Below are 15,710 nucleotides of genomic sequence, written 5' to 3'. Positions count from 1 at the left end.
GCATGATGACGATTTCCTCATAAACGCAGTAATGGTCAGCAAAGCACTCCGGTGAGCCCGGGCACCGGCGGCATTCGCCGGGCAGCCCACTGCCGTCAGGTCGGCTCAGGCAACAGCCGAGAGATTCTGAGTGAATCGTCACTGCTGACCGGTGAAGCTAGGATGGCGACCGAGTTGTGTCAGGGAGAGGTGGACAGCGATGGCCGTGCAGACCGGTTCGGAACCCAACCGCCTGGAGCGCCGCAAAGCGCGCACCCGCGCCGCGCTGGTGAGTGCGGCCCAGTCGCTCATCGCAGCGGGGAAACTCAACGTGCCGATCCTGGAGATCACCCAGGCCGCCGACGTCGGGATGGGGTCGTTCTACAACCACTTCCAGAGCCGGGAAGAGCTGTTCCAGGCCGCAGTCGAGGAAGCGCTCGACCGGCATGGCGCCGTCCTCGACCTACTGTGCGAGGACGTGGACGATCCCGCTCATGTGTTCGCGCAAAGCTTCCGGCTCACCGGCCGCCTGCACCGACGCAACCCGACCCTCAGCAAGGTCCTGCTCAACAACGGACTCATCCTCGCCGGCTCCGGCAAGGGCCTGGCACCCCGCGCCCAACGCGATGTCGAGGCCGCAGCGCGCGCAGGCCGGTTCCAGGTCCGCGACCCGGAACTGGCCATGACCATCGTTGCCGGCGCCGCCCTCTGCCTCGGACGACTCCTGCACGACCACCCCGAACGCGACGACGCCGAGGCCGCCGACCAAGTCGCCGAGGACCTGCTGCGCATGTTCGGCCTACCTGCCGACGAAGCCCACGAGATCTGCCGGCGCCCACTGCCGCCCCTCGACGCACCACCACAAGACGACACCGCCATGTGAACCACCAGGCTGTGCGGCGGCCCAACTCGTCGGCTCGGACGAGAACATCCGCAGCTCAGCGGAGGTCGGCCGCGGCACGGAGTCGGACTGGGCCGCACCAGGGTCGGTGAGTTCGGCTCACCGCCGATGGACTACGAGGCGCACACCGCACGAGCGCGTCGAGCCTGCCATACCCGTATTCGTCGCTGCCTGTCCGCGCGTAGTCGCAGTCCTGCGGATCGATCTCGCCGCAGGAGTTTTTCGGGCGGCAAAGTCGAGATCGGTTGTGGCGCAGGATGTTGCCACAGAGTGCAGTACTCGCCGACCGAACGGATCTCGGTCGGCACGGCGGAATCGGTGGCGTGGCAGCGGAGACGGGGAATCGCGTTGACTACGCTGCTGAGGGTGTCCGAATCTGTGCCACTGACGAGGCTGCTCGATGACGCGGGGTTGCTGTCGCTCGAGCACCGACTCCACCTCGAAGAAGTGCTGGGCGCACACGCATGGCAAGCCGATCTGGATGGACGCCGACTCGAATTCGTCGGCGCAGAGCGCTCAATCGTGTGCACCAAGGTGCACCTGCTCGGCACGGCCGACGCCGAGTCGTGGTTGTGGGGATGGGCGAATCCATGGGGCTACCCGCCTGCGCTGATCAAGGCCGCGCAGACGGTGCGCGAGTTCGGCTTTCGGTACGGCGTAGCCGAACTGTGCGCAGCAGAACTACCTGTCCACCTCGCGGGCGCGGCACCCGAGCCGCACCAGGTGGCCGGGCTGCTGGCCGATGCCGCCAAGGTCGTCTGTGGGCGTTGGAGTTCCTACTGCGGTGTCACCAACGGCACGTGCGTGGCGTTTCTCGTCGAACATCCGGCGTTCCTGCTACCGCCGCCCACCGCCTCCGGGCTTGCGCGTGTGCTTGCCTACGGCATCGGCGCGCTGCCGCTGACGGACCATCGACGCGCCATCCACAGCTACCTGACCAGGCGGGGCCTGCTCACCGAATTTCTCGACGGCTACCGGTGGCTCGAATTCAGCGGCCACGGCGTCGCGGGCGACATCGAATTCGATGCTTCCGGACATGTCGCACACTTCGATATCCAGGTGGTCATGGATCGGATCGAGCTGCCGTCCGGGACGATGACGCATTCGGCCCACTCGGACCGAGCACCGGTCACCTGACTGCCATCTCTGCATCGATGACGCGTCCAGCACATCGAGACAGTTGAAGCCGAGCGAGACATCGGACGCGGTGACAAGGGCAGCGGGCTCGCACAGACGAAGGTCGGCCCTCGGCGCCGCCTCCCCAGCACGCTATCGATGACAAGAGCGCCGCTTCTCGCCGACAATCCCTGCTCAGACTGGCCGAACCCCGTGCACAGAAAGGGAATCGGCGTCGACTGTCCAACGAGCAGTTGCTCGCCATCGACATGGTCGCGGCGAGCACGAGGCTGCCGTCGGCGGCGGTGTGGGATTACTGTCGGAGCCATGCCCAGCGAGCAGTCGACACCCGGCCCTCCACTGTCGTTCCATGTGGACGCGATTCCCCCCGATCGCACCGACAACGTGCGAGACGATGTGCCCATCGACGACCCGATGACCGCGCTGATCGGCATCCTCGACCTTCAGGCAGCATTACCGGGCATTCGACGGATGCGCCGCTGGGGACACGACGCCTTGGCAGTCGGGCCGGGGGAATACGCGCTGGACATAGGCACCGGAACAGGTAGCGAGGTCTTGGAATTCGCCGACCGAGTCGGCCCCGACGGCGACGCGGTCGGCGTCGATCCGAATCCCGCGATGCTCGCCACCGCCCGGGCGCGAGCCGAGGGCGCGGGCTCGCGGGCCCGCTTCGTCGAGGGCACCGCCTACCACCTGCCGTTCCCGGACGACTCCTTCGACGCGGTTCGTTGCGAGCGCGTCTACCAGCACCTCGACGACCCGGCCGCTGCCACCGCCGAGATCGCGCGGGTCCTGCGGCCGGGCGGGCGGGTGCTGCTCGTCGACAGCGACTGGCACACCGCGATCGCCCATCCCGGCGACGCCGACGTGATCACCCGCCTGACGACGACGATGCTCGCGACTACCCCGAACCCCACGTCGGGCCGCCGCCTGCGCGGTCTCCTCACGGCCGCCGGGTTCTCGATCGACGACATCGGATCGGAGGCGGTGATCTGGGATCCGGACACCGTTCGCCCCCTGTTCGCGCGGATGACCGAACACGCCCTCGCCGACGATGTGATCACCGAGCAGCAGCGCCTCGACCTGGTCTCTGGAATGGAGGTGGGCATCACCACAGGCGACTACCACCTCTCGGTGACCATGTTCGCGGTGCTCGGCCACCGGCCACCACGCGGTCGAGCGGCCGCCGGAATCGGCGCCGCAATGCCCGTCACGTAGGAGCGGCCCGGCAGAGATGACCCCGCCGAGCCGGTGGCCACGAGTCTCCGCCGCGGGTCAGCCGAGGACGGCGTTCATGATCGTACCCGCGCTGGTCGCCACCACGCCGCCGGTCATGGCGCTGGCGACCATCTTGGGCGACTGCAGGGTGCCGCCATTCCACTTCTCCCACGCGAACCTGCCACCGCCATAGGTGATCGCGGTGACGCCCGACAGCTGAACCAGCCAGGTGAAGTACTGGCCCATCTGCATCAATTTGTCCGCCAGCGGCGGCGCTTCCGGGGTCGGATTGTCGATCTCCGCAAGAACGGTGTCGTGTAGCGCGGCGAGAATCATGCTCACGTTCGTGCTCCTTTTCGCATGCTGAGGTGATGCCGGAGGTAGATTCGAGCGAAGATTTGCGCTCCCGTGGAATTCGGCGCGCCACGGGTACTGCGACGCTATGTACGGCCGCCGACTCGGGCGTCCCGTGTCATGGCTGTCTCCTGCTTTCCACGTGGTTGCTGAGAAGACTCGTGACAAGATCAATTGAACCCGATCGAGTTGGGGTGACCCCGGCGACACACCGGTCAGCGCATGACTCGACTCACAGCCGCAGGCCGTGCCCACCGCGGGCTGTCGCCTTAGGATTTCACTGGTGCAGGGAGTGACATCATGTCGGTGCAGTGCGGCGCCGAACCTTCCGCTGACATCACCGTGACCGCGGGGAGGGCACAATGCACACCGCTTTTCTGATTCCACTGATCACCGCACTGCTGGCCGTCACGGCGACGGCCGTCGTGGCAGGCTACGCCACCGTTATCGCGGCCTATTGGTTCGAGCTGCGCTCCACCGAACGACACGGCGGCCGCCCGAATCCTTCGCGGCGCTGATAGCGCGACTGCGCCGCTCGTGATGGGAACGGCGCAGGAACTTCGGACAGAATCGGCACGTCCGGATAGCGCCCGGAGCCCGGCCGGTCTCCAGCGATCCGCGCCCTACCGGGCCTTCGTTGCCCTACCATTAACAAGGAAATTCATAGAACAAAGTCGTCGTTCGGGGGCGACTTCGGTGCCGCGCAGCCCGACACGCGGCACCATTTCAGGAGGGAACCGCCATGCCCGACACCGACGCGCAGGTGACTAGCCGGTTGCCGGCCATACTCGACACGAGCGTCCCGCATGATGCGCGCGTCTACGATTACTGGCTCGGCGGAAAGGACAACTACCCAGCTGATCGCGCGCTCGGCGACACGATCGCCACGCACGTTCCCGCCATTCGCAGCATGGCGCGGGCCAATCGCGCGTTCCTCGGCCGCGCGGTAAGTCATCTGGTGGGCGCGGCGGGTATCGATCAGTTCCTCGACATCGGAACCGGGATGCCGAGCGCGGGCAACACCCACGAGGTGGCCCAGCGGCTCGATCCGGCGGCCCGCGTCGTCTACGTCGACAACGACCCCGTCGTGCTCGCGCACGCGCGCGCCCTGATGGCCAGCACACCGCAGGGCAGGACCGCGTTTGCCCATGCCGACCTGCACGCTCCGCACTCCATCCTGGACGACCCCGCCCTGAGCACCCTCGATCTCGACCGGCCGATTGCGATCATGCTGGTGGCGATCCTGATGTACTTCCGGGACGACGACGATCCGCACGGCATCATCGGTCGACTCTTGGACGCAGTGCCCTCGGGGAGCTATCTGGTGATCACTCATCCCACCGCCGACTTCGACGAGCGCGCCATGGCGAGGGTGACGGCGTCCGCCGAGCAGGCGGGCCTCATCTTCCATCCGCGCAGCCGCGTCGAGACCGAATCTCTTTTCACTGGAACGGAAATCGTTGATCCGGGTGTCGTGCCGGTGGCCGCGTGGCGACCGGACTCCGGCAGCGCCGTCGATCCGGAGTCCGCCTGGTATTGGGCGGGAATCGGCCGCAAACCCTGATCCCGGTGCCAACCGGGTGACATTTGAGCCACGTTCGTTCGGCAATCACGTCGGATGGACCCGAACGCCAGGTGCGACAAGGCGGTGACAATGGTCAACGATGTCGAGAAACGCTGGCGCGACCCGCGCACGTTCCGCCGCGCCGCGACCTATGTCTGCTCCGTCCTCGCCACGGCAGCGCTGGTCTTCGCGCTGGCCCTGCTCTGGACCGCGGAACGGCAGAACTGTTCGGAAGCCGACACGCTGTTGTGCGATACCCCGGCCCAGGCCGCCGTGCTGATCGGACCGTCATCCGTCCTGCTGATCGGCGGCATCGGCGCCTTCGTCGAAACCTACGTGCAGTGGCGCCGCGGCCGGACCTGGCCGATCTGGCAGGGCGCGGGCTGGTTCCTGTTCACCCTGATGGTCGTCTATCTCGGGATCGGCGGCGGCTCGCTGACCGCCTGAACCCAGGCCGCGATACCGACGGCGCGTGCGCCCTTGATCGCGGCGATCCGGCCGACGGCCGAGCCCACCGGGCCGGTAGCGGCGGCGACCACGAGCGTCTCACTCGGCTGCGGTTTGCGGACACCGAATCCCGTTGCACCCCAGCGGGGTCGGCGTGAGCGTTCGGGACATCGAGATGAGTCGCCGAGGCATTGGCATGGTCGCCAGAGGTTCGTAGCGTCGAGAGTATGACCTTGGAAATCGGCATTATCCTGCCCACCTCGACACCCGATCCCGCGCATCCCATCCTCGGCGACGTGCGGGCAAGCGCCTGGTTCGCCGAGCAGATCGGGCTCGACTCGGTGTGGTCCACCGATCATCTGGTGGCCAGCGCCCCGATCCTGGACAGCACCGTCGTGCTGGCCACCGCCGCCGCGGCGACCGAACGCATCCGCGTCGGCTACGGCGTGATGCTGCTGGCGTTGCGACCGGTGGCCTGGGCGGCCAAACAGATCGCCACACTGCAGTACGTCTCCGGTAATCGCCTCGTCCTCGGCGTCGGCACCGGCAATCCGGCGCACGGCGATGTCGCGTGGCGCGCCGCAGGCGCAACGTTCGCCGACCGCGGGCGGCGCACCGACGACGCGTTGCGAGTGCTGCCCGACCTGGTCGCCGGGCGGCCGACGACCCTGCCCGACGGGACCGAGGTCACGCTGTCGCCGGGCGCACTCATGCCGCCGGTCCTGGTCGCAGGCGACGCACCCAAGGCGCGGCGCCGCGCCGCAGCCTATGGTGACGGCTGGGTCGCCATCGGACTCGAGCCGCGTGAGGTGAGTGCGAGCGTAACCGAATTGGGCGCGCTCGCCGACGAATACGGCCGACGGCCACCAGCCGTCACCGTCGTCGCGCCCTCGCTGCCAACCGATCCCGCCCGAGCGGCCGAACAAATGACTGCCTACGCCGATGCGGGCGCCGAGCGGGTCGTCCTCGCCCCGTCCGGTCCGGAGTGGCGTGCCGACTACGAGTTCGCGGCAAAGATCAAGGAGCAATTGTGAATTCGCTGCTCACCCGGTGCACAGTAGCGCCAGGCCGAGTCCGAGCAGCACCACCGCGATCACCGAATCCAGCACCCGCCAGGCCAGCGGGCGGGCAAACAGCGGTCCGAGTAGGCGCGCGCCGAATCCCAGCGCGGTGAACCAGAGCACGCTGGCCAGCATCGCCCCCGCGCCGAGGAACCAGCGGTCCGAGCTCGCGTAGGTGCTCGCGAAGGAGCCGAGCAGCACCACGGTGTCCAGGTAGACGTGCGGGTTGAGCCAGGTCAGCGCCAGGCAGGTGGCCACCGTGGCGCCGAAGGCGGCGGTGGCTTCGGCGGATTCGACCCTCAGTGCGTGAGGCGACCATGCCCGCCGGGCGGTCGGCACCGCATACCCGATCAGGAACACCGCACCCGCGTAGCGCGCCACCGCCAGCACCTCCGGGGCAGATTCGACGATCACGCCGAATCCGCCGACCCCGGCCGCGATCAGCACGATGTCCGACACCGTGCACACCGTGACCACCGCCGCCACATGTCTGCCGCTGATCCCCTGGCGCAGCACGAAGACATTCTGCGCGCCGATCGCCACGATCAAGGAGAGGCCGAAGCCCAAACCGGACATGGCCGCCATCGCCGCGGAAGAAACGCTCACGGCCGTCGACGCTAAATCCCGGCATCATAGTCAGACAAGCTAAAGATTCTTATCTATCATTAGAATCTCTTGATATGGATCTCCAACTCGACCAGCTTCGCGCACTCGACGCCGCGATCACCGAGGGGACGTTCGACGCGGCGGCGCGCCGACTGAACGTCACGCCGTCGGCGATCAGTCAGCGGATCAAGACGCTGGAAGACGCGGCGGGACGGATTCTCGTGCGGCGCACGAAACCGGTGCGTGCCACCGAATCCGGGCTCGCGGTGCTCCGGCTGGCCAGACAGATCGAGTTGCTCGCCCGGGACACCGCGCGCGAACTCGGCGACGAGCTGTCCGAGGGGCCGGTCCGGGTGCCGATCGCGGTGAACGCCGATTCGCTGGAGACCTGGGTGATGTCCGCGCTGGGGTGTGCGCCGTCCGGGGTGTGTTTCGAGATCCACCGCGAGGACGAGGAGCACACCACCGGGCTGCTGCGCGACGGCACCGTGATGGCCGCGATCACGGCCACCGCGCAACCGGTGCAGGGCTGCAAGGTCGATCGACTCGGTGCGATGCGGTACCGGCCGGTGGCCAGTCCGGAGTTCGCCAGGACCTGGTTCGGTGACGGCGCCGCGGCGGGGGCCTATGCGGTGGCCCCGGTCGTGCTCTTCGACCGCAAAGACGACCTGCAGGATCGGCTCCTGCGTCGCCGCAGCCGAAAGCCACTCGATCCGCCGCGCCACTACGTCCCGTCGTCCGCCGGATTCGCCACGGCCGTCCGCCTCGGGCTCGGTTGGGGCATGCTGCCCGACCTGCAAACCAAGGACGATCTTGCGGCCGGCCGGCTGGTCCCGATCGACCCCGGCGTCGTCATCGATGTCCCCTTGTACTGGCAGCAGTGGCGCGTGCACTCCGCCGCCCTCAGCGCCGTCGCCGCCACCATCGCCGCCGCGGCGGCGGACGCGTTACGCTGACCACGCAATACACCCTGCCCGACAACGTATTCGGTGCCCGTGACGCAGCCGGACCAGAAGCGCGGACACCCAGGCATGGAGTCGCCGCATCCCGAGAAGGCGCGACCGTGGGCACGGTAGTACCGTCGCCGACTGGGAGGTGTAGCGGTGTGCGCCGGTAGGCCACTCGGCCTCGCATGTCCACCTCATCGAAGGGGTGCTCGCCCCGATGTATCTGGAGAACGAATCCGTCACTCTCGGGCACGAGGTCGCCGGCACCGTGCACGCGCTGGGGAAGCTGCGCCGAAACCATCGCATCGACTTCGCCGAATCCGTGAGTGCCGTCGTCCCGCTGTCCGACGCCGAAAGGCTGTGCACGCACTGGAAAACAAGGAAGGCAATCCGATCCGGATCGTCCTCACGCCGTAAGAATCGCTGGTCGCACCCTTCAGTCCCGCCGGTGGCCCCAACTCGCATTGGGGCCGCCGTGGCCGAACCAGCCAGTGCCCGAGTCTATCCTCAAACCCCGACCTCGAAAGAAATACTGCCACATCGGTCCAACCACGTCGCGTCGGCGAACTCTCATCCATGAGTAGATGCGCTCGTCCGCGGGAACCGCTACCACCGAATCGAGGTTGTTCGGCGCGCCCCGAGAAGGACACCGCGCGATGCCGTGCGGCAGACCACACCTCAAACAATCCCCCCGCCCGGGCTCATCTCCGAAAGCAGGTCCCTGAGGAATCGCAGGCTCCCCGGCGGTGACAACGCTTCCACGCTGAGCCGGTTCATGACCGACATGTACAGCTCGACGTCGCGCCGTTTGTCCAGGTAGAGCGAGCTGGTGAGTTGCTCGGTGTAGACGATGTCGAGCAGTTCGGTCTCTGGAAAGCGCAGGATGCTGAACGGCCCGCCCGCGGCGGAATGCCCTCCGGCCGAATACGGCAGCACCTGGATTCTGATGTTGGGACGCTCGGCCATCTCTACCAGGTGCTCGATCTGCTCCCGGAGCACCCGCATCCCGCCGACCGGTCTTCGTAGCGCGTTCTCGTCGATCACCGCCCACAGGGTCGGGGCGACGACCCGGAAGAGAATATGCTGACGACGCACACGGATGGCGACCCGCCGCTCCGTTTCGTCGGTGTTGCCGAGCTGGATCACCGCACGGGCGTAGTCGGCGGTCTGCAGCAGACCAGGAACGAATTGCGCCTCGTAGGTGCGGATCGTGGTCGCGGCTTGTTCGAGGCCGATGTAGGTTTCGAACCAGACGGGGAGCAGGTCGCTGTAATTCTGCCACCAGCCCGGGTCGTTGGCTCTGCGGGCCGATTCGAGGTACGTTTCGCGTTCAGCGGGGTCGACAACACCGTAGAGGGTCAGCAGATCCCTCAGGTCGCGCTCCTTGAACCCGGTCCGCCCCAACTCCAGACGACTGATCTTGGCATGCGACCCGCGGATGGAATCACCCGCGGCCTCCCTGCTGATCCCGCAACCTTCGCGCAGCTGACGCAGCCGACTGCCGAGCGCGATCCGCAGTACCGTCGGACCACGTTCTGCCGCAAGAGATTCCGCATCTCCGCTGCTGTCTTCGTCATTCGTCATAGATGCCTCCGGCCGATAGGGGGTAGACCGCGGGGCGCACTGCCTCCACCATTACAGATCATCTGATGTCGGGTGCCGATCCTACTCGGCGCGAACGACGCCGGACAACGACGCGAGCACAGGTCGACTCCGCGGTGCGGTGGCATGGATGCACCAGAGCGGCAACGCAATAAATTGAAGGCAATCCCTGACGGCCGGGCCGCCCGGTAAAGTCGCCCACGACGGTGGCTGACCTGTTCCACGACCACGGAGCCCGGCATGACATCGAACGATCCGCAGATCACCGATCGGGACGTCCTGGCGAAGCTGGCCGATGTCCTCAGCTTCACCAGCATCGACCTGGCGACTTCCAAGGACGGCGTCAACTGGTGCTCGAACGCGTTCTTCGCGGAGCTGGACGGAGATCCGTTCCGCCTCACCCTTGTACTCGAATCCGGCGGCAAGACGCTCGATAACCTGCGCGCCAATCCGAACATAGGAGTCAAGGTCGTCCCCTCGGGATTCCTTTACCCGTTCGCACAGGGCCTTGGAACGGCTGTAGTGCGCGAGGATCCGAGCGAACGGAAGGAGACCTTCGAGACATTGCTCCGTAAGGAGCCGCAGATCGAACCGTTCCTGTCCACCCCCATCGAGGCGTTGATCATCCGTGTCGACCGGTGGCGGGTGACGCACGTTCAGGGCGGCTTGCTGCCCGGACGAGTACTGCACCGATCGGACGGGTCATGAGCGAGCGTCAGCGGTACCTTACCGTATCCACCGCTCGGTTGTGGTCGAAACGATCGCCCTTCGATGAGACGAAATCATCACTGGCTGAACGCATCCGATGTTTATTGCCGTGATAATTGGTGGACTCTAGGCTGGTGAGCCAGGCTGCGGCAATGCATAGAGAGGTCTCCATGTCCGATCCCACTCCCCAGACCGGTGTCCGTGCGCCGGTTGGCGTGGACACGACACGGGCGAGCATAGCCCGCGTATACGACGCCACTCTGGGCGGCAAAGACAATTACGAGGTCGACCGCTACGTCCGCGACAAGGTCGCCGAGGTCGCGCCACATCAGAGCGACGTGGCACGGATGAACCGCCGCTGGCTGCACCGCGTGGTCAGGTATCTGGCCGGAACCGCGGGCATCGACCAATTCCTCGACATCGGGGCGGGTCTGCCCACCGTGGGCAACACGCATGAGATCGCCCAGCAGCAGAACCCCGAAGCGCGCGTGGTGTACGTCGACAACGACCCGGTCTGCAATATCCACGGTCGTGTGTTGCTGGAACGCAACGAATTCACCCACTTCGTGCCTGCCGATCTGACCGAGCCGAAAACGCTGCTCGCGCACTCGGAGGTCACCCCGCATCTCGACCTCACCCGCCCGTTGGCGCTGATCCTGTGCGGAATCCTGCACCACGTCGACGATGCGCTGGATCCCGCCGGGATCATGCGCCAGTACATCGACGCACTCCCCGCCGGTTCGTACGTCGGGATCACGCACTTCTACGACCCCGACGACGGCTCCGAGGCCCACGACATGGCCATCGAGCTGCAACGGCGTTTCACCGAAATGGGTTTGGGCTCCGGCTGGTACCGGACTCACGAGGAGATCGCCTCGTACTTCGGCGATCTGGAGTTGATCGAGCCCGGCCTGGTCGAACTCGACGACTGGTGGCCGATGGGCCCGTCGGTACGCCCGCGGCTGACCGAGGAGCGGCTGCTGTTGGGCGGACTGGGTTACAAATCCGGATCCCTGGACACCGTCGTGACCTCCCTGCATCGCAGGGCGGCAAGCAAGAACTATCGACCTGGTTCCGCCAATGGCGGTTCGGCGGAAAGGTAATGCGGCAATGACCTACGACGACCTGAACGGACCAGACCTCCGAGACGACCGGTGGCGCTTTCTGGAAGTTCCCCTGGGGGACGGCCAGACCTGGAGCTACGCCGACCCCTCGGCCCGGACCGACATCGAAGACGGCACCGTGTCGGTCCGCATCGACACCTTCACCCGGTCGCATTCGGACGTCCAGATCCTCGACAACCCGAAGCATCTGCTGGTGTCGGTCCAGGAATTCGACCTCAACGGTGGACCTCGGACCTTCGCGGTGGAGATGGCAGCCGAGAACATCGGCTCCACCGGCGAGGATTACCGGGACGGGTTCGCCGCCTTCAATGTCCTCGATATGGGCAGCGCCCAAGTGTTCGACCTGATCGCGACCAGCAAGCACGCCTACGCGATTCACGAACGGCTGTTCGTGCCCGGTGTCGTACCGGAAGAACAAGCGTTCACGCATATCGTGCACGCTCCGCTGGCGGGCATCGACATCAAACCCGCCGAATTCCACCATTACGCGGTCACCATCGACCGGGGTGCCTGCAGCGTCAGCTGGTCCGTCGACGCCACCCCCGTCTACACCGCACATGTACCGAATCTGCCGGAGACTGTTCAGATCGGATTCGGCATCATCACCCTGCATCCGATCCGTGACGGGCAAAGCACCTCGCTGCGCGGACAGGGTCTGCATGGTCTCTGGCGAAAATTCATCGCGGACTGAGCACACCCGCTGACCCGGGGTCCGGAATGCCCAGACCCCAGGTGGGACATCAGCGCAGATACCGGTGGATTATCCGTTCAGGCAGCCGCGAGAGAATCGTCCAACACCGGCGGCTCGCATGCCTTGCCCAGTCTCCGGCAGCACCATCGACAGCTGACCGGGCGCGGGCCCGCCCTGGGTGCCCAGACTTGTGACGCTCCGGCCGACGACCACAGTGGCCCTGACGGAGTCGGTGCCCAGCCGAGTACGACTGGGCACCATGCCGTCCGGGCGGGCGGACGTCCACCGCGAGATGACGTCGTGCGAACTCACCGCCGTCGAGCGGTACCAACTCCGGTCGTCCGCACCCAGAGCAGATGTTCGACGTCACCGATCATCACGATCCGTGACGCCGAACTACCTTGCGCCGTATGGCGGCGCCGATGCCGCCACCGTTCAGATCATTTCCTTACGCGGCCACTCGTGGCGGCGAGCTCGGGCGAAATCCTGTCCCATAGCGTCACTCTCGGCCAGATCCCGCTCGAACTCGTCAAAACTGTCATCCCGGCGGCGCGGATCCCACACCATAGCCGCGGCCGAACCGACCAACAACGTAACGACAATGGCCGCTACGATTGCGTACAGCACGTCTTCCACCCTCCTGAGAATCCGAATCGATGGCGCGGACCATGGCGGATACTCAACGCACACAGCCTTTTTCACGCCGCACGCATAGTAGACTGTGCTCCTCCGGATGGCATGCGCAGGACCCAAGACTCCCTGTTCGTCGGAACAGATTCGCATCCGAAGCGCGTGCGCGCCGATTCGCGGAAACGCCACCGCGAATCATCAGCGTCGCCTACGCTCGTCTCTGTCCCGGTGGCCCCGGGACATGCAGCGCGGGACCGGTACGCCCAAGCCGACCGCGATCGCTGGTGGTAGCGGTGAGGTTCGACCGTTCGATGAACCTCACCGTCACGCCTGTCCCGCAGCAAATACTGCGGACATTCGCTCGGAATAACGCGCATCCGGCATCCTCCGGGCTACCGTCTTCGGTCATGGACGACATCGAACTGCAGCCTCCGACCGTCGCCTCCGCGAAGCAGACCGGACTGGTCCTGGACATCGCCACCCTCGACATCCACAACCCCCTCGCCGTGCCCGGCGAAACCACCTACCCCTATGTCCGCTGCACCGACCACCGGGTTCTGCGTCTACCCCGGCCACTGCACCGCTGGGCGACCGACACCATCGCGCTCAATTACGCCCAGCACGCCAGTGGCGCGGTCCCACTATTCCCCGGACAGGTCGAATTCGGCATCCTCGACGGCACCATGTACGCCGAACTCCTCTGAACAGCACCTCCACGGCGAGGGCCCGACCGATACGGCCGGCCCTCGCCGCCGACATTCGCGGACCCGGTCCCGCCCTGCAGAGGTGCGCGAGCAATCCACCCTGTCGACATCACGCGGCTTCCGCACCGCAGGCATTCCGGCGGTAAACCTCGGGTCGTCTGCCGCGTAGATGATCGCGGCGACCAGGTGGGCGTACACAGGGCCGGGCTTGGCGCTGCGGGCGATCGACCACGCCGAACCCGCCGACCTCACCGGCGCATTCGATGCCTTCCTCGACTGCCGCCGCGCCGCGCTCGACCACTACCGGACGCTGCGGCGACGCGGCGGCGGATCATGACGCTCGCCCGCCGCGGGCGCCGGCGACGCCATGCACAGCGTCATCCGGCCGGAGCCGGGTGCGGCTCAGGCACTCTCACCCTCCGTGTCCCGGGCCGACGTCGGCCTGAAACACCTGTTCGGGTGATGACACGTGGGTCCGACGGCCCGAGCACCAGCTGGGGCGTGGGCGGCCTTCGACCCGGCTCGGTAGCGAACACGCCGGAGTCACGACACACTGGAGGCCGTGAATCGCATGTCATTCGGACGGCGCGCCTGCGCACTGGACGGCCCGCCGTGACCGATCTCGCTCGCGGTGAGAACCGCCCCGCTCCCGGTGATCGGCTGACGGTCACCGTTACGTGTTCGGCCCCCGTCGACGTTTCGGCGCTACTGCTGAGCCCCGAAGGGCGAGTACGGTCCGACACCGACTTCGTGTTCTTCAACCAGCCGGTGGCCCCCGGCGTCACCTACCGGCACGGTCGCGGCTCCGGTGACGTGGTGGAGATCCAGACCTCCGCTGTGCCCGCCGACGTCGACCGGGTGGTCGTCACCGCCAGCCTGGACGGCAGCGGGCCCGCCACCTTCGCGAGCGTCGGCTCGCTGCGCGCGACCATCGCGGCCGATGCGGGCCGGCTGGACTTCCCGATGACCGGACTCGGCACCGAGACCGCCGTGGTGTGCGTGGAGATCTACCGCCGCGGCGGCAGCTGGAAGGTCCGCGCGGTCGGCCAGGGCTACGACAACGGCCTGGCCGGGATCGCGACGGCGTTCGGCGTGAACATCGACGACGAGCCAGCGCCTCCGACTCCGCCACCCGCCCCGGCTCCCCCACCCATATACCCACCCACCAATCCGGTGGCGCAGCCGTATCAGCCCGCGCCATCGACTTTTTCACCGCCACCGGCCTATCCCTCGTCACCCGCCCCGGTGCCGCCACCACCGATTCCCTCACCTCAGCAAGGAGCGCTGCCGATGCAGAGCGAACTGTTCGCCCCGAGCCATGCCGAAGTCACCGGCGCCGGCATCCAGAAGCAGGGCGGCAAGATGATCAAGGTCGCCGTCAATGGCGAGGTCATGGCGCGCGCCGGGTCGATGGTCGCCTACCAGGGCGACCTGCAGTTCCAGGCGCTCGGCTCGGGCGGCATCGGACGAGCGATCCAGCAGCGGCTCACCGGCGAGGGTGTTCCGCTGATGAAGGTGTCCGGCCGCGGCGATCTGTTCGTCGCCAATGGCGCCGCCGACGTGCACACCATCGATCTCGACGGCACCGACGGCCTCACCATCAACGGCGCCAACGTGCTCGCATTCGATTCCACGCTGACATACAACGTCCGTATGGTGCAGGGCGCGGCCGGGTTCGCAAGCAACGCGGGGTTGTTCAACTGTGTCTTCACCGGCCGGGGCCGCATCGCGATCACCACACACGGCACGCCGGTCGTGCTCAACGTCGACCAGCCGACCTACGCCGACCCGCAGGCGGCAGTGGCTTGGTCGTCGAGCCTGCAGACCGGGATCAAGCGAAACGATTCGTTCGGCCTCGGCAGGCTCATGGGTCGCAGCACCGGCGAGGGCATGACGCTGTCGTTCTCCGGCGGCGGTTTCGTCATCGTGCAGCCCTCGGAGCTGCCGCCCGGCGGCTTCATCGGCGGCACCGGCGGCGGCCAGGAGGCGGGCCAGAGCGGCGGGGTCCTCGGCGGGCTGTTCGGATAGCGCGAGCGT

General features: G+C 66.8%; 18 protein-coding genes. 14 read left to right on the top strand and 4 right to left on the bottom strand.

All coding sequences use genetic code 11. The annotated features are described in order from the left end of the window. The first annotated feature begins 199 nt into the window (after window positions 1-199). From OHB12_RS00990 to OHB12_RS00980, 3 genes are all read left to right on the top strand, one after another. Complete coding sequence (locus tag OHB12_RS00990; protein WP_327115259.1) at window positions 200-862, top strand: TetR/AcrR family transcriptional regulator; 663 nt, start codon at window positions 200-202, stop codon at window positions 860-862. A gap of 384 nt (window positions 863-1,246) precedes the next feature. Next, window positions 1,247-2,017 carry a DUF6882 domain-containing protein gene (locus OHB12_RS00985; RefSeq protein ID WP_327115257.1) on the top strand — a complete coding sequence of 257 codons (771 nt, stop codon included), beginning with the start codon at window positions 1,247-1,249 and terminating at the stop codon, window positions 2,015-2,017. A 306-nt stretch (window positions 2,018-2,323) separates the two neighbouring features. Then, a complete protein-coding gene (locus OHB12_RS00980) occupies window positions 2,324-3,235 on the top strand; it encodes a methyltransferase domain-containing protein (protein WP_327115255.1) in 912 nt (303 codons plus the stop codon). Window positions 3,236-3,292: 57 nt separating this feature from the next. Here the strand turns inward: OHB12_RS00980 and OHB12_RS00975 are convergent, their stop codons facing one another. Further along, on the bottom strand, window positions 3,293-3,571 hold the full coding sequence (locus OHB12_RS00975; RefSeq protein WP_327120818.1) for a hypothetical protein: 279 nt from the start codon (window positions 3,569-3,571) through the stop codon (window positions 3,293-3,295). Between the two features lie 380 nt (window positions 3,572-3,951). Here OHB12_RS00975 and OHB12_RS00970 point away from each other — a divergent pair, with 380 nt between their 5' ends. The 4 genes from OHB12_RS00970 (at window position 3,952) to OHB12_RS00950 (ending at window position 6,634) form a co-directional block, all read left to right on the top strand. Then, window positions 3,952-4,107: a hypothetical protein gene (locus tag OHB12_RS00970; RefSeq protein ID WP_327115253.1), complete on the top strand. Its 156-nt coding sequence runs from the start codon at window positions 3,952-3,954 to the stop codon at window positions 4,105-4,107. Between the two features lie 224 nt (window positions 4,108-4,331). Further along, a complete protein-coding gene (locus OHB12_RS00965) occupies window positions 4,332-5,153 on the top strand; it encodes an SAM-dependent methyltransferase (protein WP_327115251.1) in 822 nt (273 codons plus the stop codon). Window positions 5,154-5,243: 90 nt separating this feature from the next. Further along, complete coding sequence (locus OHB12_RS00960) at window positions 5,244-5,600, top strand: hypothetical protein (protein ID WP_327115249.1); 357 nt, start codon at window positions 5,244-5,246, stop codon at window positions 5,598-5,600. A 227-nt stretch (window positions 5,601-5,827) separates the two neighbouring features. Next, window positions 5,828-6,634 (top strand): LLM class flavin-dependent oxidoreductase, encoded by an 807-nt coding sequence (locus OHB12_RS00950; protein ID WP_327115247.1) that lies wholly within the window; start codon window positions 5,828-5,830, stop codon window positions 6,632-6,634. A 9-nt stretch (window positions 6,635-6,643) separates the two neighbouring features. Here OHB12_RS00950 and OHB12_RS00945 read toward each other — a convergent pair whose 3' ends face one another. After that, window positions 6,644-7,267 (bottom strand): LysE/ArgO family amino acid transporter, encoded by a 624-nt coding sequence (locus OHB12_RS00945; protein ID WP_327115245.1) that lies wholly within the window; start codon window positions 7,265-7,267, stop codon window positions 6,644-6,646. Window positions 7,268-7,341: 74 nt separating this feature from the next. Between OHB12_RS00945 and OHB12_RS00940 the strand changes: the two genes are divergently transcribed. After that, entirely contained in the window at window positions 7,342-8,223 is an 882-nt protein-coding gene (locus tag OHB12_RS00940; protein WP_327115243.1) for a LysR family transcriptional regulator ArgP, read from the top strand. 669 nt (window positions 8,224-8,892) lie between these two features. Here OHB12_RS00940 and OHB12_RS00935 read toward each other — a convergent pair. Next, on the bottom strand, window positions 8,893-9,798 hold the full coding sequence (locus OHB12_RS00935; RefSeq protein WP_327115241.1) for a helix-turn-helix domain-containing protein: 906 nt from the start codon (window positions 9,796-9,798) through the stop codon (window positions 8,893-8,895). 258 nt (window positions 9,799-10,056) lie between these two features. On the opposite strand from OHB12_RS00935, the gene OHB12_RS00930 reads away from it, so the two are divergent. The 3 genes from OHB12_RS00930 (at window position 10,057) to OHB12_RS00920 (ending at window position 12,339) form a co-directional block, all read left to right on the top strand. Beyond that, a complete protein-coding gene (locus OHB12_RS00930; RefSeq protein ID WP_327115239.1) occupies window positions 10,057-10,524 on the top strand; it encodes a hypothetical protein in 468 nt (155 codons plus the stop codon). Window positions 10,525-10,694: 170 nt separating this feature from the next. Then, window positions 10,695-11,627 (top strand): SAM-dependent methyltransferase, encoded by a 933-nt coding sequence (locus OHB12_RS00925; protein ID WP_327115237.1) that lies wholly within the window; start codon window positions 10,695-10,697, stop codon window positions 11,625-11,627. A gap of 7 nt (window positions 11,628-11,634) precedes the next feature. Continuing rightward, window positions 11,635-12,339, top strand: coding sequence for a DUF6081 family protein (locus tag OHB12_RS00920; RefSeq protein ID WP_327115235.1), 705 nt, complete (start codon window positions 11,635-11,637; stop codon window positions 12,337-12,339). A 435-nt stretch (window positions 12,340-12,774) separates the two neighbouring features. Here the strand turns inward: OHB12_RS00920 and OHB12_RS00915 are convergent, their stop codons facing one another. Continuing rightward, complete coding sequence (locus OHB12_RS00915; RefSeq protein ID WP_327115233.1) at window positions 12,775-12,966, bottom strand: hypothetical protein; 192 nt, start codon at window positions 12,964-12,966, stop codon at window positions 12,775-12,777. A gap of 410 nt (window positions 12,967-13,376) precedes the next feature. On the opposite strand from OHB12_RS00915, the gene OHB12_RS00910 reads away from it, so the two are divergent. The 3 genes from OHB12_RS00910 (at window position 13,377) to OHB12_RS00900 (ending at window position 15,701) form a co-directional block, all read left to right on the top strand. After that, the gene (locus OHB12_RS00910) at window positions 13,377-13,673 is read left to right on the top strand and encodes a hypothetical protein (protein ID WP_327115231.1); all 297 of its coding nucleotides are present in this window, start codon (window positions 13,377-13,379) and stop codon (window positions 13,671-13,673) included. A gap of 169 nt (window positions 13,674-13,842) precedes the next feature. Beyond that, a complete protein-coding gene (locus tag OHB12_RS00905; protein WP_327115229.1) occupies window positions 13,843-14,010 on the top strand; it encodes a hypothetical protein in 168 nt (55 codons plus the stop codon). A 275-nt stretch (window positions 14,011-14,285) separates the two neighbouring features. After that, entirely contained in the window at window positions 14,286-15,701 is a 1,416-nt protein-coding gene (locus OHB12_RS00900) for an AIM24 family protein (protein WP_327115227.1), read from the top strand. Window positions 15,702-15,710: the final 9 nt, after the last annotated feature.

Source organism: Nocardia sp. NBC_01730 (genome assembly GCF_035920445.1).
Lineage (GTDB): Bacteria > Actinomycetota > Actinomycetes > Mycobacteriales > Mycobacteriaceae > Nocardia.
This window is presented reverse-complemented; position numbering and strand designations above follow the sequence as displayed.

Coding starts and splice junctions, on each gene's coding strand:
- OHB12_RS00990 (WP_327115259.1), top strand. CDS start 200: ATGGCCGTGCAGACCGGTTCGGAACCCAACCGCCTGGAGCGCCGCAAA.
- OHB12_RS00980 (WP_327115255.1), top strand. CDS start 2,324: ATGCCCAGCGAGCAGTCGACACCCGGCCCTCCACTGTCGTTCCATGTG.
- OHB12_RS00975 (WP_327120818.1), bottom strand. CDS start 3,571: ATGATTCTCGCCGCGCTACACGACACCGTTCTTGCGGAGATCGACAAT.
- OHB12_RS00970 (WP_327115253.1), top strand. CDS start 3,952: ATGCACACCGCTTTTCTGATTCCACTGATCACCGCACTGCTGGCCGTC.
- OHB12_RS00965 (WP_327115251.1), top strand. CDS start 4,332: ATGCCCGACACCGACGCGCAGGTGACTAGCCGGTTGCCGGCCATACTC.
- OHB12_RS00960 (WP_327115249.1), top strand. CDS start 5,244: ATGGTCAACGATGTCGAGAAACGCTGGCGCGACCCGCGCACGTTCCGC.
- OHB12_RS00950 (WP_327115247.1), top strand. CDS start 5,828: ATGACCTTGGAAATCGGCATTATCCTGCCCACCTCGACACCCGATCCC.
- OHB12_RS00940 (WP_327115243.1), top strand. CDS start 7,342: ATGGATCTCCAACTCGACCAGCTTCGCGCACTCGACGCCGCGATCACC.
- OHB12_RS00935 (WP_327115241.1), bottom strand. CDS start 9,798: ATGACGAATGACGAAGACAGCAGCGGAGATGCGGAATCTCTTGCGGCA.
- OHB12_RS00930 (WP_327115239.1), top strand. CDS start 10,057: ATGACATCGAACGATCCGCAGATCACCGATCGGGACGTCCTGGCGAAG.
- OHB12_RS00925 (WP_327115237.1), top strand. CDS start 10,695: ATGTCCGATCCCACTCCCCAGACCGGTGTCCGTGCGCCGGTTGGCGTG.
- OHB12_RS00920 (WP_327115235.1), top strand. CDS start 11,635: ATGACCTACGACGACCTGAACGGACCAGACCTCCGAGACGACCGGTGG.
- OHB12_RS00910 (WP_327115231.1), top strand. CDS start 13,377: ATGGACGACATCGAACTGCAGCCTCCGACCGTCGCCTCCGCGAAGCAG.
- OHB12_RS00905 (WP_327115229.1), top strand. CDS start 13,843: ATGATCGCGGCGACCAGGTGGGCGTACACAGGGCCGGGCTTGGCGCTG.